Origin of the sequence: Asanoa sp. NPDC050611, from assembly GCF_040654855.1 — a bacterium.
Taxonomy (GTDB): Bacteria; Actinomycetota; Actinomycetes; order Mycobacteriales; family Micromonosporaceae; genus Asanoa.
The window spans coordinates 1-14,598 of record NZ_JBFAIU010000187.1 but is presented as its reverse complement, the minus strand read 5'-3'; the positions used below and the strand labels follow the sequence as shown (position 1 = coordinate 14,598).

At 74.7% G+C, this 14,598-nt stretch carries 12 protein-coding genes and 1 riboswitch; of the genes, 2 read left to right on the top strand and 10 right to left on the bottom strand.

All coding sequences use genetic code 11. The annotated features are described in order from the left end of the window. The 9 genes from AB0H87_RS25735 to AB0H87_RS25695 form a co-directional block, all read right to left on the bottom strand. On the bottom strand, positions 1–1,478 hold a 1,478-nt coding region (locus tag AB0H87_RS25735), incomplete at its 3' end, for a cobalamin biosynthesis protein (RefSeq protein ID WP_360150592.1). Then, the gene (cbiE, locus tag AB0H87_RS25730) at positions 1,475–2,626 is read right to left on the bottom strand and encodes a precorrin-6y C5,15-methyltransferase (decarboxylating) subunit CbiE (protein WP_360150589.1); all 1,152 of its coding nucleotides are present in this window, start codon (positions 2,624–2,626) and stop codon (positions 1,475–1,477) included. The genes cbiE and AB0H87_RS25735, both read right to left, overlap by 4 nt. Beyond that, positions 2,619–3,419, bottom strand: coding sequence for a precorrin-4 C(11)-methyltransferase (gene cobM, locus AB0H87_RS25725; protein WP_360150586.1), 801 nt, complete (start codon positions 3,417–3,419; stop codon positions 2,619–2,621). Before cobM ends, cbiE begins: the two co-directional genes overlap by 8 nt. Beyond that, on the bottom strand, positions 3,416–4,129 hold the full coding sequence (gene cobI / locus AB0H87_RS25720; protein ID WP_360150582.1) for a precorrin-2 C(20)-methyltransferase: 714 nt from the start codon (positions 4,127–4,129) through the stop codon (positions 3,416–3,418). Before cobI ends, cobM begins: the two co-directional genes overlap by 4 nt. Continuing rightward, positions 4,120–5,454, bottom strand: coding sequence for a cobyrinate a,c-diamide synthase (locus AB0H87_RS25715; RefSeq protein WP_360150579.1), 1,335 nt, complete (start codon positions 5,452–5,454; stop codon positions 4,120–4,122). The genes cobI and AB0H87_RS25715 overlap by 10 nt, the downstream gene beginning before the upstream one ends. Continuing rightward, the gene (cobO, locus tag AB0H87_RS25710) at positions 5,448–6,062 is read right to left on the bottom strand and encodes a cob(I)yrinic acid a,c-diamide adenosyltransferase (RefSeq protein ID WP_360150576.1); all 615 of its coding nucleotides are present in this window, start codon (positions 6,060–6,062) and stop codon (positions 5,448–5,450) included. Before cobO ends, AB0H87_RS25715 begins: the two co-directional genes overlap by 7 nt. Positions 6,063–6,066: 4 nt before the next feature. Continuing rightward, positions 6,067–8,019 (bottom strand): VWA domain-containing protein, encoded by a 1,953-nt coding sequence (locus AB0H87_RS25705; RefSeq protein ID WP_360150573.1) that lies wholly within the window; start codon positions 8,017–8,019, stop codon positions 6,067–6,069. A 57-nt stretch (positions 8,020–8,076) separates the two neighbouring features. Next, positions 8,077–8,284: riboswitch (cobalamin riboswitch) on the bottom strand. A 58-nt stretch (positions 8,285–8,342) separates the two neighbouring features. After that, positions 8,343–11,942, bottom strand: coding sequence for a cobaltochelatase subunit CobN (gene cobN / locus AB0H87_RS25700; protein WP_360150570.1), 3,600 nt, complete (start codon positions 11,940–11,942; stop codon positions 8,343–8,345). Continuing rightward, entirely contained in the window at positions 11,939–12,679 is a 741-nt protein-coding gene (locus AB0H87_RS25695) for a cobalt-precorrin-6A reductase (protein ID WP_360150567.1), read from the bottom strand. The genes cobN and AB0H87_RS25695 overlap by 4 nt, the downstream gene beginning before the upstream one ends. 174 nt (positions 12,680–12,853) lie before the next feature. On the opposite strand from AB0H87_RS25695, the gene AB0H87_RS25690 reads away from it, so the two are divergent. Next, on the top strand, positions 12,854–13,411 hold the full coding sequence (locus AB0H87_RS25690) for a hypothetical protein (protein ID WP_360150564.1): 558 nt from the start codon (positions 12,854–12,856) through the stop codon (positions 13,409–13,411). Between the two features lie 85 nt (positions 13,412–13,496). Continuing rightward, on the top strand, positions 13,497–14,144 hold the full coding sequence (locus AB0H87_RS25685; protein ID WP_360150561.1) for a lytic polysaccharide monooxygenase: 648 nt from the start codon (positions 13,497–13,499) through the stop codon (positions 14,142–14,144). A gap of 6 nt (positions 14,145–14,150) precedes the next feature. On the opposite strand, the gene cobF is transcribed toward AB0H87_RS25685, so the two are convergent. After that, positions 14,151–14,598, bottom strand: a 448-nt coding sequence (cobF, locus tag AB0H87_RS25680) for a precorrin-6A synthase (deacetylating) (protein ID WP_360150558.1), incomplete at its 5' end; no start/stop codon positions are given.

Here is a 14,598-nt window from a genome sequence, read left to right as displayed (position 1 = left end):
ATCGCCAGCGCCTCGTCGAACTGGGCGATCCGGGTCCGGCTGCGCGGGTTGTAGAGGCAGGCCACCAGGTCCGCGGCGGCGACGGCGCGCAGCCGGTCGGCGATCACCGGCCAGGGCGTGTGCAGGTCCGACAGCGAGACGTAGGCGTGGTCGTGGCCGAGCGGCGCGCCGAGCAGAGCGCTCGCGGCCAGCGCCGCGGTCACCCCGGGCACCGCCTCGACGTCGACGTCCGCACCGGCCAGCTCCAGCGCGGGCGAGGCCATCGCGTAGAGCCCGGCGTCGCCGGAGCCGATCAGCGCGACCGCGTGGCCGGCCGTGGCCAGCTCGACCGCCTCCCGGGCCCGCTTCGCCTCCTCGCCCAGCACGGACGCGACGATCCGGGTGCCGGGGGAGAGCAGGTGGCGCACCTGGTCGACGTACTGGTCGAGGCCGACCACGATCGCGGCCCGGCGCAGGGCGGCGGTGCCCCGGGGTGTGCGCAGGTCCTCGGCGCCGGGCCCGATCCCGACGATGGTCAGCCGGCCGCGCGGCACCAGACGGGCGACGGCGGCGGTGGCGGTCGGCGTCACCTGCTTGGGCACGACCAGGGTGGTGCCCCGGCCGGCGTCGCGGGCCGCTCGCAGCGCGGCCGCCTCGGCCACGCTCGGGGTGCCGACGGCGGCGCGCACGACCTCCGACGGTGTCGGCACGTCCTCCTCGGCCAGCGCGGCCGCCGGGAAGGTGAGCACGGGCCAACCGCGCGCGGCGCCCACGGCCAGGATGCCGTCCTCGTCGGCCTTGACGTCCACGGTGGCCAGCGCGCGCACCGACGCCGGGTCGAGTCCGCCGGCGGCGAGCGCGGCGTCCACGACCCGCGCGACGGCTTCGGCCGTCACGCCGCGGTTCGCGCCGACGCCCACGACCAGCGAGGGTGGGCGGAAGACCAGGTCGCCGGCGGCGTCGACCCGGTCGGAGACGACGAGGCGCAGCGCGCCGGCCGGCAACGGCGGGACGGGCCAGATGGCGTCGCAGACCACCGTCGCGCCGGCTCCGTCGAGCAGCGCGCGGGTAACCCGGGCCACCGGTTCCGGGTCCTGGAGCCGGAAGCCGAGGTCGGCGCCGAAGCCATCGAGGGGCGGGAGGCCGGCGCTGTCCGTGGCGGTGGTGACCACCGGTTCGGCGCCGAGCAGGTCGGCGACCCGGCGGGCCGCGTCGTTGGCGCCGCCGTCGTGGCCGCCGGTGAGGGCGACCGCGAAGCGGCCGGCCTCGTCGACGCAGACCACGCCGGGGTCGGTGTGCTTGTCGGCGAGCAGGGGAGCGATCAGCCGCACGGTCGCGCCCGTGGCGAGGAAGCAGACCACGACGTCGCTGGTCGGCCAGGCGGCGGCGAGCTGCTCGCGCACCGGCCCGTCGAAGACGCGGACCTCGTCGGGCCAGGCGTCGGTGAGCCGGGCGGCCATCGTGCGCCCCGCCGCGGTCGCGGCCACGACGCCGATCATCGCGACCCCCACACCAGCGTCACGGGGTTGGTCGCGGCCAGCCGGTGCCGGCCCGCGATTTCCGCCAGCCGGTTGGCCTGCACCTGCGCGCCCCCGGTGGCGTATCCGGCGGTGGCCAGCGCGGCGGCGGCCGGACCGACCGGCTCGATTGCCGCGAAGGCCGCGACGACGCGGGACGGGCGGCGGTCGAGAACGGCGGCGAGCACGTCGGGCCCGCCTCCGCCCACGAACACCGCGTCCGGGTCGGGCAGCTCGGCCAGCGCGGCCGGAGCCGCACCGGCCACCGTCCGCACGTCCACGCCGTGCCGGGCGGCGTTGGCCCGCACCAGCTCCGCGGCGGCCGGGTCGCGGTCGACCGCCACCACGGCCGCGCCGAACCGTCCACACTCGACGGCCACCGAGCCGGAGCCGGCGCCGACGTCCCAGACCAGTGCGCCCGGGGCCGGGGCCAGGTGTGGCAGCGCGACCGCGCGTACCTCCGCCTTGGTGATCATCGAGGCGCGGTGGTCGAAGGAGTCCTCGGGCAGCGCCCAGCCGTCCGGCGGCCGGATGCCGCCGGCGAGCCAGCCGGCCGGTCCACCGCCGCTGTCGTCGTCGGCCAGCACGACGACGACGTTGGGCTCGGCCCAGTCGCCGTCGGGGCCGGTGATGCGTTCCTCGGCCGTCCCGAGCCGCGACGCCACGACCACCCGGCGCGGCCAGCCGTGCAGTGCCGCCGCCAGGGCCGGCGGTTCGGCGCCCGGGCCGGTGAGCACGGCGACCTTTGGGTACGCGCGACAGACGTTCGCCGCCCGCCGCAGCCCGCCGTCCCGCCCGTGCGCCGACACCACCACCGTGTCGTCCCAGGGCAGCCCAAGCCGGGCGAACGCCTGCGCCACGGAGGACACCGCCGGCCGGACGACCGGGTCGATCCCGGCCCGGCGCAGGGCGCGCACGATGCCGAAGTACCCCGGGTCGCCGCTGGCCAGCACCGCCACCGGTCCATCGTGGACACGGATCCGGTCGATCGCCGGGGCCACCGGGCCCATGACGACCCGCTCGGCGCCCGACTCGACGCCCGCCAGGTGCCGCTCGCCGCCGACCAGCAGTGACGCCGCACCGATCCGGAGCGGCCCGCCGTCATGGCCGTACACCGTCACGTCAGGCATGTCGGGCCTTCAGCTCCTCGCGGGCCGCCCGCTCGGCCTTGCGGTGCCCGTGGAAGTGGCCCGGGTGGTAGAGGTGGCTGCGGGTGCCGTGCGCGGCCAGCGCCGGCCCGACCAGGAACAGCGTGTGCTTCCAGAGCTTGTGCGCCCGGACCGTCTCGGCCAGGTTGCCGATCGTGCACCAGGCCAGCAGCTCGTCGGGCCAGCTCACCCGGGAGCCGATCACCACCGGCGTCTCGGCCGGGTAGCCACCGGCCAGCAGCTGCTCGGCGAGCTGCTTGGCCCGCGCCGCCGACAGGAACACCGCCATCGTGGTGCCGTGCCGGGCGAAGTCGGCGATCCGCTCGCCGTCGGGCATCGGCGTCTTGCCGCCCTCGAGCCGCGTCAGGATCACCGACTGGGCCACCTCGGGCACGGTCAGCTCCCGGCCGGCAGCGGCCGCGACGGCCGCGAACGCGGAGACCCCGGGCACGATCTCGGTCGTCAGGTCGAGGCCCGCGCACGCGTCGAGCTGCTCCGCGACCGCTCCCCACAGGCTGGGGTCGCCGGAGTGCAGCCGCACCACGTGCCGGCCCTCGGCCGCCGCGCGGTGGTAGATCTGGACGACGGCCTCCAGCGGCACGGCCGCCGAGTCGACCACCTCGGCGCCGGGCCGGACGTGTTCGAGCACCTCGGCGGAGACCAGGCTGGACGCCCAGACCACGACGTCGGCCTCGGCCAGCCGGCGGGCCGCCCGCAGCGTCAGCAGGTCCGCGGCGCCCGGGCCGGCACCGACGAAGCTCACCCGACCGGTCACAGCTTTCCTCCCCGTCGCTCGCGCACGGCCGGGATCAGCACCGTCGCCAGGTACGGCAACGGGCCGTCGACCACGTCGAGCGGCCGCACCTTCTCGTCCGGCAGCCCGAGGTGGCTGCCCACCACGGCACCGCGCCCGGCCGCCGCCTCGGCGATCGCCGCCATGTGCCGGCCGCCCTTGTAGACCACGACGGTGGCGTCCCGCTCCAGCGCGTCCCGCAGCGCACCGAGGTCACCGCGGGCCATCGGCAGCAGGACCAGCTCCTCGCCGCCCTCGACCAGCGGGCGACCGGCCGCCGCGGCCAGCGCCTGCATCGCGGTGATGCCCGGCACGGTCTCGATCTCCACGGCCGGGACCAGCCCGCGTACGGTCTCCGCGAGGTAGCCGAAGGTCGCGTACACGTTGGGGTCGCCGATCGTGGCGAACGCCGCCGTGCCGCCGGCCTCCCGCAGCCACTGCGCGACCCGCCGCCCGGCCGCGTCCCAGTAGCGCTCCCGCCGCCCGGCGTCCGCCCGCTCGTTGAGCGCGAACACCAGCCGCTCGATCCGGTCGTGCGCGGCGTGCGCCCGGACGGTCGCCTCGGCCCGCCCGATGTCCGCGGGATCGAGCACGGGCACGAACACCCGGCCCGCGGTCGCCAGCGCGCGCACGCCCTTGAGCGTCATCAGCTCCGGATCCCCGGGCCCGACGCCGACTCCGATCAGGCGCATGCCGCCACCAGCCGTTCCGCGATCTCCGGGGCACCGGCCCAGTGCAGGTGCAGATAGGAGGCGTGCACGTTGCCCGCCACGAAGCCCTCGGCGGGCTGCTCCCGCCAGCCCCACGCGGGCGTCGCACCGGCGCCGGGCGTGGTCGCCGTCCGGTGGAACTCGTGCCCGGTGACCCGGGTGCCGGCCGGCGCGAGCCAGCTCGGCGAGATCGCCACCGCGTCCCGGTAGCCGAGCGTGAGCCGCCCGGTCATCGCCGCCTCCGCGGGCAGCACGCCGCACATCGGCGCGCCGTCGAGGCTGCGGGCGAGCCAGAGCAGCCCGGCACACTCGGCCGCGATCGGTGCGCCGCCCGCCGCCAGGGCGGCCACCGCGGCCCGCAGCGGCTCGTTGGCGGACAGCTCGGCCGCGTACACCTCGGGGAAGCCGCCGCCGACGACCAGCGCGGCGGTCCGCGGTGGCAGCGCCTCGTCGTGCAGCGGGTCCACGGTCACGACCTCGGCGCCGGCGGCGGCGAGCAGCTCGGTGGTCTCCGCGTAGGAGAAGCTGAACGCCGGCCCGCCGGCGACCGCGACCACCGGCGTGGCCTTGGCCGCCGAAACAGGTGGTGACCATGGCTCGACCGCCAGCGGCGGCGCCGCGGCGGCCGCCGCCTCGATCGCCGCCAGGTCCACACTGGACGCGACTAGATCGGCCAGGGCCGCCATGGCCTGCGCGGCCGATGCGTGGCGCTCCACCACCGGGACGAGCCCGAGATGCCGGGACGGTGCGGCGACGGCCTCGGCGCGGCGGAGCACGCCCAGCACCGGCGTTCCGACCTCCTCCAGCGCCTCCCGCAGGATCGCCTCGTGCCGGTCGGAGCCCACCTTGTTGAGCACCACCCCGGCCAGCCGCAGCGTCGGGTCGAAGCCGCGGAAGCCGTGCACCAGCGCCGCGACCGAGCGCCCGACCGCGGATCCGTCGACCACCAGCAGGACGGGCGCGGAGAGCAGCTTGGCCACCTGTGCGGTCGAGCCGTGCTCGCCGGCGTGCGCGCGCCCGTCGAACAGCCCCATCACGCCCTCGACCACCGCGAGGTCGGCGCCCGCGGCGCCGTGCGCGAACAGCGGCGCGATCCGCTCCTCGCCGACCATGACCGGGTCGAGGTTGCGCCCGGGCCGGCCGCTGGCCAGCGCGTGGTAGCCCGGGTCGATGTAGTCCGGGCCGACCTTGAATCCGGCGACCCGCCTGCCCCGGGCGGCGAACGCCGCCAGCAGCCCGCCGGCGACGGTGGTCTTGCCGTGCCCGGACGCCGGGGCGGCGACCACGATGCGCGGCGTGGCTACCACTCGATGCCCTGCTGTCCCTTGCGGCCGGCGTCCATCGGATGCTTGACCTTGCTCATCTCGGTGACCAGGTCGGCCGCCTCGACCAGCGCCGGCGCGGCGTCCCGCCCGGTGACGACGACGTGCTGGTTGCCGGGCCGGGCCCGCAGTGCCGTCACCACCTCGGCGACGTCGACCCAACCCCATTTCATCGGGTACGTGAACTCGTCGAGCACGTAGAACCGGTACCGCTCGTCGGCCAGGTCCCGCTTGACCTGCGCCCAACCCTCGGCGGCCTCGGCGGCGTGGTCGCGCTCGTCGCCCGGCCGGGCCAGCCACGACCAGCCCTCGCCCATCTTGTGCCAGGTCACCGGCGCGCCGGCCCCGGTGGCCGCGTGGTGTGCGCCGAGCGCCCTGAGCGCCGACTCCTCGCCGACCTTCCATTTCGGACTCTTCACGAACTGGAAAACGACGATCGGCCAGCCGGCGTTCCAGGCGCGCAGCGCCATCCCGAACGCGGCCGTCGACTTGCCCTTGCCGATGCCGGTGTGCACCGCGAGCAGCGGTTGCCGCCGCCGTTCCCGGGTGGTCAGCCCGTCGTCGGGTACCCGTTCGACCCTGCCCTGCGGCATGCGCTCACACCGCCCTGATCGTGGCGGCGGACAGAGCCGCGAGCGGGAGGTACTGCGCGTCCAGCGCGCCGGCCAGCGTGCGGGCCATGCCGAGCCGGACCGGGCCGGTCTCGCAGTCGACCACGACGCTGGGCACGCCGGCCAGGGCCGGCGCGACCGTGCGCGGGTCGGGCCCGCGGGTGTGCCGGCCGTCGGTGACCACGACCAGCAGCGGGCGGCGCAGCGGGTCGCGGCGGCGCTCGCCGGCCAGCGTGCGGGCGGCGGCGGCCAGGCCCGCGGCCAGCGGCGTGCGCCCACCCGTGCGCAGGTCCGCCAGGCGGCGCACGCCGACCTCGTGGCTGGCCGTCGGGCGCAGCACGGTCGTGGCGTCGGTGTCCCGGAACGTGATCATGCCCACCGTGTCTCGCCGCTGGTAGGCGTCGCGAAGCAGCGAGAGCACGGCGGTCTTGACGGTGGCCATCCGGGCGCGGGCGGCCATCGAGCCGGAGGCGTCGACCACGAACAGCACGAGGTTCGCCTCGCGTCCGATGTGGACGGCCTCGCGCAGGTGGCCGTGTTCGATCGCGACCCGGCCACCGCGGTGGTCGCGGGCGGCGGCGAGCACGGTGTCCGGCAGGTGGACGGCGCCGATCCGGCCGCGCGGGGCCCGGGAGCCGGCGACCCGGCCGCGGCCGGCGTAGGCGGGCGAGCGCCGTCCACTGTGGCCGTGGCGGCCGCGCGAGCGGGCGGTCAGCGTCCGGGTCCGGTACGCCGTGCCGACCGGTTCGGCGATCGCCGGCGGGGGAGTGGCGGGTGCGGCGCCCGGCCGGTCCTCGGCGTCGGGCGTGGCGGCGTCGGGCGTGGCGCCGTCGCCAGGGCCCCCGTCCTCCGGCCGCGGGTCGTCGGGACCGGGACCGCGCCCGCCGCCCGGGCCCGCGTCGTCGTCCGGCTCCGGCGGCGGTTCCGACGCGCCGGCCTGGTCCAGCGCGTCGTCCAGGGCCTGCTGGTCGGCGCCCGGCGGGTCGAACGGGTCGCGCCGCCGCCGGTGCGGCAGGGCGAGCCGGGCGGCGTCGTCGACCTCCTGGTCGGTGACCACGGCCCGGTCGCGCCAGGCGGCCAGTGCGACCGCCGTGCGGGCGATGACGATGTCGGCGCGCAGCCCGTCGACGCCGTACGCCAGGCAGATCCGGGCGATCCGGTCGAGCGCGGCGTCCGGCAGGGTGACCTTCGGCAGCCGCGCCCGGGCCGCCACGATCCGCTCGGCCGTGGCCGCGTCCGCGTCGGCGAACCGGGCCGCGAAGCCGTCCGGGTCGGCCTCGTAGGCCAACCGGCGGCGGACCACCTCGGCCCGGTCGGCGGGCTCCTGCGGCGCGCCGACCTCGACCACGAGGCCGAACCGGTCGACGAGCTGCGGGCGCGGCTCGCCCTCCTCCGGGTTCATCGTGCCGACCAGCAGGAAGCGGGCGGCATGCCGCAGCGAGACGCTGTCGCGCTCGACGAACGCGCGCCCCATCGCAGCGGCGTCCAGCAGCAGGTCGACCAGGTGATCGGGGAGGAGGTTGACCTCGTCGACGTAGAGCACGCCCCGGTGCGCGGCGGCGAGCAGGCCCGGCTCGTACGCCTTCGTGCCCTCGGTCAGGATCCGCTGCACGTCGAGCGTGCCCACGACGCGGTCCTCGGTGGCGCCGACCGGCAGTTCGACGAGCCGCGACCGGCGCACGCTCTGCGCGACGCCGGCGTGTGGACCGTCGGGGCAGGACGGGTCGGGCGCCGCCGGGTCGCAGGCGAACCGGCAGCCCGGCACCACCGCGATGTCCGGCAGCAGCGCCGCGAGGGCGCGCACCATCGTCGACTTCGCGGTGCCCTTCTCGCCGCGCACGAGCACCCCGCCGATCACCGGCGAGACGGCGTTGAGCAGCAGGGCCTGGCGCAGGTCGGCCAAGCCGACGACGGCGGAGAACGGGTACGCGGCGGTCATTGTGCGTGCCGGCGCGACGACATGGCGCAATCCCTTCCGCGGGTGTCCACGCCCGCGACGGTTCGACGGCGAGCGGCCGAGTGTCCTGGCTCCCGGATCGACGCTCCCCCTCGGCCTTCCAACCCCTTGCGGGCCGTGACCAATCGGGTGAGGGTTCGCTCCCCGGTGACAGTGGCGGGACCGCCCCGGAATCGCACCGGGTTCCTCCGCACCGCTCGTTCAGACATGCTGACCCACCGAAGCGGGCCGCGTCAAAGGGAGTGAGATTACGCTCCCTCTGTGCCCCCAAGGCGCCTGGTCCTTCGGACGGCGCACAGCAAGAGTCAAGACCCCTCGAGGTCACCCTCCGTCCGCAGATACTCGGCCTTCAGCGCATCGATCGTCTCTTCCCGCGGGGCGGCCCACAGACCGCGCTCGGCCGCCTCCAGGAGTCGTTCCGTGATGCCGCGCAGGGCCCAGGGGTTGGACTTGTCGAGGAACTCGCGCACCGACGGGTCCAGGACGTAGGCGGCGGCCAGCTGCTCGTACATCCAGTCGTCGACGACGCCGGCGGTCGCGTCGAACCCGAAGAGGTAGTCGACGGTCGCGGCGAGCTCGAAGGCGCCCTTGTAGCCGTGCCGGCGCATCGCCTCGATCCAGCGCGGGTTGACCACGCGGGCCCGGAACACCCGCTTGGTCTCTTCCGCCAGTGACCGCGTGCGGACCTCGTCCGGGCGGTGCGAGTCGCCGATGTACGCCGCCGGGTCGCTGCCGCGCAGGGAGCGAACCATCGCCACCATGCCGCCGTGGTACTGGAAGTAGTCGTCGGAGTCGGCGATGTCGTGCTCGCGGGTGTCGACGTTCTTGGCCGCCACGGCCATCCGCCGGTAGACCGTCTCCAGGTCGCCGCGCGCCGCCCGGCCGTCCAGCCCGCGACCGTAGGCGTAGCCGCCCCAGACCGCGTACACCTCGGCGAGGTCACGGTCGTCGCGCCAGTTCCGGGCGTCGATCAACGGCAACAGGCCGGCACCGTACGCGCCGGGCCGGGAACCGAAGATCCGGGTGGTCGCCCGCCGCCAGTCGCCGTGCTCGGCCTGGTCGGCCAGGGCGTGCTGCCGCACGAAGTTGTCGGGCTCGTCCAGCTCCGCGACGGCGGCGATCGCGTCGTCCAGCAGGGCGATCACGTGCGGGAAGGCGTCGCGGAAGAAGCCGGAGATGCGCACCGTCACGTCGATCCGGGGCCGTTGGAGCTCTGCGCGCGGCACGATCTCGAAGCCGGTGACGCGGCGGGACGCGTCGTCCCAGACCGGCCGGGTGCCGATCAGCGCGAGCACCTCGGCGATGTCGTCGCCCTGGGTCCGCATCGCGCTCGTGCCCCAGACCGTGAGCCCGACCAGGGCCGGCCAGGTGCCGGTGTCTTCACGGTGCCGGGCCAGCAGCGAGTCGGCCAAGGCGCGGCCGACGTCCCAGGCGTTACGCGACGGGATCGCCTTCGGGTCCACGGAGTAGAAGTTGCGCCCGGTCGGGAGCACGTTGACCAGGCCGCGGGTGGGGGAGCCGGACGGACCGGCGGCGACGTAACCGCCGTCGAGGGCGTGTGCCACGGCGGTGATCTCGTCGGTGGTGGCGGCCAACCTGGGCACGACCTCGGTGGCCGCGAACTTCAGCACGTCGACAACCGAGCTGCTTCCGACGCCTGGACTTACAGTCGGCACGGCGGACCCGAGCCCGGCCGGGGCCGGCGTGGTCCCCAACACCTCGGCCGCGACGATGGCTGCGGCGTCCGGAGCCCAGGCGTGGCCTTCCATGGCGATCACCAGTCGGCGGGCGACGTCTTCCAGGGCGTCGCTGTGCAGCGCGGTGTCGTCGAGGCCCAGGCGGGCGGCGAGCGCCTCGCGCAGGCCCGGCAGGGCGCCGCGGCGGCCGCCCCAGACCTGGCGGGCGCGCAGGATCGCCAGCACCATGTCGACCCGGGCCTCGCCGGCCGGCGGCGCGCCCAGGATGTGCAGGCCGTCCCGGATCAGCGAGTCCTTGATCTCGCACAGGTAGCCGTCGACGTGCAGCACGAAGTCGTCGAACTCGTCGTCGCCCGGCTGGTCGCTGACGTGCAGGTCGTGGTGCAGCTCCGCGGCGTGGATCAGGGTCCAGATCTGCGCCCGCAGGGTGGGCACCTTGGCCGGGTCGAGCGCGGCGACCGTGGCGTACTCGTCGAGGAGCTGTTCGAGGCGGGCCATGTCGCCGTACGTGTCGGCGCGGGCCATCGGCGGCACCAGGTGGTCGACGATCGTGGCGTGGCCGCGCCGCTTGGCCTGGGTGCCCTCGCCGGGGTCGTTGACGACGAACGGGTAGACCAGCGGGAGGTCGCCGAGGACCGCGTCGGGCGCGCACTCGCCGGACAGGCCGAGCCCCTTGCCGGGCAGCCATTCCAGCGTCCCGTGCTTGCCGAGGTGCACGATCGCGTCCACGTTGGACGCAAGCCAGCGGTACGCGGCCAGGTAGTGGTGCGACGGCGGCAGGTCCGGATCGTGGTAGATGGCGATCGGGTTCTCCCCGAAGCCGCGCGGCGGCTGGATCATCAGTGTGACGTTGCCGTACCGGAGGGCGGCCAGGACGATGTCGGCGCCGTCGACGTAGAGCTCGCCGGGCGGCGCGCCCCAGTGCGCGGTCATCTTCTCCCGCAGGGACTGCGGCACGTCCGCGAACCAGCCGGCGTACGTGGCCGCGGGCACCCGCACCGGGGCCGCGGCGAGCTGCTCCTCGGTGAGCCATTCCACGTCGTGGCCGCCGGCCGCGATCAGGGTGTGGATCAGGGCGTCGCCGTCGGTGGGCACGTCGCCGACGTCGTACCCGGCCTCGCTCAGCGCCGCGAGCAGCGCGACCGCGGACGCCGGCGTGTCCAAACCCACGGCGTTGCCGACCCGGGAGTGCTTGGTCGGGTACGACGAGAGGACGATGGCGAGCCGCTTGTCCTTGTTGGGGATCGACCGCAGCCGCGCGTGTCGCACGGCGATGCCGGCGACGCGGGCCGCGCGCTCGGGGTCGGCGCGGTAGACCGGGACCCCGTCCGGGCCGGGTTCCTTGAACGAGAACGGCACCGTGATCAGGCGGCCGTCGAACTCCGGGATCGCGACCTGCATCGCGGCGTCCATGGGGGTCAGGGCCGCGTCGCTGCGCTTCCAGGCGTCGCGGGTCGTGGTCAGGCACAGCCCCTGCAGCACCGGCACGTCGAGGGTGGCCAGCGCCTCGACGGACCAGGCGTCGTCGTCGCCGCCCGCGGACGCGTCCGCCGCGGTGGTGCCGCCGGCCGCGAGCACCGTGACGATCAGCGCGTCGCAGCCCCGCAGCAGCTCGTAGAGGCCGGTCTCGGCGGAGCGCAGGGACGAGGCGTACACCGGCAGCGGTGTGCCGCCGGCCCTGCTGACCTCCGCGGCGAGGGTGTCCACGAACGCGGTGTTGCCGGCGAGCGCGTGCGCGCGGTAGAAGACGATGCCGATCCTGGGGCCCGCACCGTCGGCTTGCGGGCCGTGCGGCCCGTAGGCGGGGAACTCGACCGGTGGGTCGAAGCCCTCGCCCGCCATCAGCAGCGTGTCGGCCAGGAAGCGGTGCAGTTGGAGCAGGTTGGCCGGGCCGCCGGCGACCAGGTAGCGCTGTGCGTCCGCGACGACGCCGGCCGGGACTGTCGAGAGCGCGGTCAGCTCCGCGTCCGGCACCGCCTCACCGCCCACCGCCACCACGGGCAGGCCGGTGGCGAGCACCGCGTCGACGCCGTCGGGCCAGGTGCGGCGGCCGCCGAGCAGCCGCAGCACCACGCCCTCCGCCCCGTCGAGCAGCGCGGGAAGGTCCTCGGTGGCCAGCCGCGCGGGGTTGGCGACCCGCCACGGCGCGTCGGCGGCGGCGGCGGCCAGCAGATCGGTGTCCGCGGTCGAGAGGAGTACGAACGTCACGGTGCGGAGAGTAGTTCGCGCACGCGCGCGGCGGCCGCGGCGGGTGTGTCGACAGTCGGCACGGCGGGCTGTATGGGGCGGTCGACGAGGATCACCGGGATGCCACGCTCGCGGGCGGCGTCGAGCTTGGCGCGCGTGGCGTCGCCGCCGCTGTCCTTGGCCACGACGACGTCGATGCCGTTCCGGTCCAGGAGGGCGCGTTCGCTCTCGACGGTGTACGGGCCGCGGTCGAGCAGCAGACGCACGTTCGGTGGAAGGCTCCCGCCCGGCGGCTCGACGCAGCGGACGAGCAGCAGGGGCAGCCCGAGTGCGGTGAACGCGTCGAGCCGCTGCCGACCCGTGGTGACGAACGCCCGGTCGCCGTGGGCGGGCAGGGCCGCGGCGGCCGCGTCGAGGGTGGGCACGCGGTGCCAGCGGTCGCCGGCCTGTTCGGTCCATCCTGGACGGACGAGCCGCAGCCGGGGCACCTCGGGCACGGCCGCGGCGCTGGCGCTGATGGTCTGCGCGAACGGATGGGTGGCGTCGACGAGGATCGCGGGCGCGTGGGCCGTGAGCCATTCCCGCAGGCCGTCGGGTCCGCCGAAGCCACCGGTGCGGATGTCGCCGGGCGGCGTTCGCGGACTCGCGGTCCGGCCGGCGTACGACGTGACGATCCTCGTGTCCGGCTCGTCGACCAGCAGTTCGGCCAGCTCTCGGGCCTCGGTGGTGCCGCCCAGGATGAGGACGGTCGTGCGCATGTCGTGCAGTGTGCAACATTGACGTCCATCTTGCTGGAGCCAGGGCAGATGTGTTGGAATGGCTCACATCGCCGCAGCACGGGGGCAACCGTGCTGAGCACGGCCAGCACTTCGCCGGGTCACCTCCACGACGGGCACAGCTCTGTGCACCAGAAACCGGCGAGGTGAAAAGCAATGCTCTCTGGAAAGACCGTCGCGGGGTGGGCCCGGAACCGCTTCGTGTGGGTGGCCGTGATCCTGCTGGCCGCGTCGGCCGGCGCGATGGCACTGGCCGGCGGGAAGTCCGACCCGGTGGATCTGCAAGGGCAGATCACGACCCGGCTGCGGACCACGCTCGAGCAGGTGGACCCGGGGCAACACAACCACGGTGGACACGCGGTGACCACCGCGGACGCGCCGGTGATCTGCGGGGTCCGCGTCTACGGCTACGAGCCGGCCGAGGTCAGCGCATTCACCGACGTGCGAACGGTTTACGGCTTCCACCTCTGCGGGGTCGCCGAGCCCGGAGCGCCGTGGGACGTGGCGGTCAAGCTGGCCGGCCCGCTGATCATGGACATGTCCACCGATCCGCCGGGCATCCGCGTGGTCGAGGCCACCGCGGACGTGATGTTCGTCGACCGGCTGCGGGAGATGTTCCCGGCGAAGTACGCCGAGCTGGCGCTCAAGGAGGCGCTGGTCGAATCGGAGATGAACGACCTGCGCACACGGTACGACGCGGCCGCCGGACTCTAGCGGCTTGATATTTATGTTCATCAATGCGATGGTGAATGAAGCGCTCCCATCCGACCCGTTGTTTCCCAGGAACGGAGGATGAACAGTGCATCCACACACGACCCGGCGATCCCTTCGCGCACTCGTGCTGCTGTTCGCGGTGGTGGTCGGTCTGCTGCCCTGGAGCGGCGCGGCGCAGGCACACGGCACGATCATCAACCCGGCGAGCCGGGCCTACCAGTGTTGGAAGACCTGGGGCAGCCAGCACATGAACCCGGCCATGCAGCAACAGGACCCCATGTGCTGGGCGGCCTTCCAGGCCAACCCGGACACCATGTGGAACTGGATGAGCGCGTTGCGGGACGGCCTCGCCGGTCAGTTCCAGGCGCGCACCCCGGACGGGCAGCTGTGCAGCAACGCCCTCTCGCGCAACGACACCCTCAACCGCCCGGGCGCGTGGAAGGCGACCACGGTCGGCCGCAGCTTCACGGTCCAGATGTACGACCAGGCCAGCCACGGCGCTGACTTCTTCCGCGTCTACGTGACCAAACAAGGCTTCAACCCGGCGACGCAGAGTGTCGGGTGGGGCAACGTCGACCTGGTCACGACGACCGGACGGTACGCGCCCGCGCAGAACATCTCGTTCAACGTCTCGTTCTCGGGGCGCTCCGGACCACACGTCATGTTCGTGATCTGGAAGGCGTCGCACATGGACCAGACCTACATGTGGTGCAGCGACATCAACGTCGTCTAGCCGCTGTCAAGCCGGCCCAGGGCCCAGCGTCCTGGGCCGGCGGAGCAGGTAGGTGTCCATGATCCAGCCCTTGCGGGCGCGCGCCGCCGCGCGTACACCGTCGATCTCGTCCTTGACGTCCGCGAGCCTGCCCGCCCGCAGGATCTCGTCCGGGGTGCCGAGGTAGGCGCCCCAGTAGATGTCGACGTCACCCTCGACCTCGCGGTAGGCGTTGCGGCTGTCGAGCATCACGACGAGATCGTCCACATCGGTCGGCATGCCCTCGGCGGCGAGCCGGCGCCCGGTGGTGATCTGCACGGCCCGCCCGACCCGGTTGAGCCCGATCCGGTGACGCGCGGCGAGGGCGCTCACGCTGGAGATGCCGGGAATCACGGTGTACGTGAACGCGACGCCGTCGATGTCGTCGAGGATGCCGATCGTGCTGTCGAAGAGGGCCGGGTCACCCCAGACGAGG

Coding starts and splice junctions, on each gene's coding strand:
- cobI (WP_360150582.1), bottom strand. CDS start 4,129: ATGCGCCTGATCGGAGTCGGCGTCGGGCCCGGGGATCCGGAGCTGATG.
- AB0H87_RS25695 (WP_360150567.1), bottom strand. CDS start 12,679: ATGCGCACGACCGTCCTCATCCTGGGCGGCACCACCGAGGCCCGAGAG.
- cbiE (WP_360150589.1), bottom strand. CDS start 2,626: ATGCCTGACGTGACGGTGTACGGCCATGACGGCGGGCCGCTCCGGATC.
- cobO (WP_360150576.1), bottom strand. CDS start 6,062: ATGCCGCAGGGCAGGGTCGAACGGGTACCCGACGACGGGCTGACCACC.
- AB0H87_RS25705 (WP_360150573.1), bottom strand. CDS start 8,019: ATGACCGCCGCGTACCCGTTCTCCGCCGTCGTCGGCTTGGCCGACCTG.
- AB0H87_RS25690 (WP_360150564.1), top strand. CDS start 12,854: ATGCTCTCTGGAAAGACCGTCGCGGGGTGGGCCCGGAACCGCTTCGTG.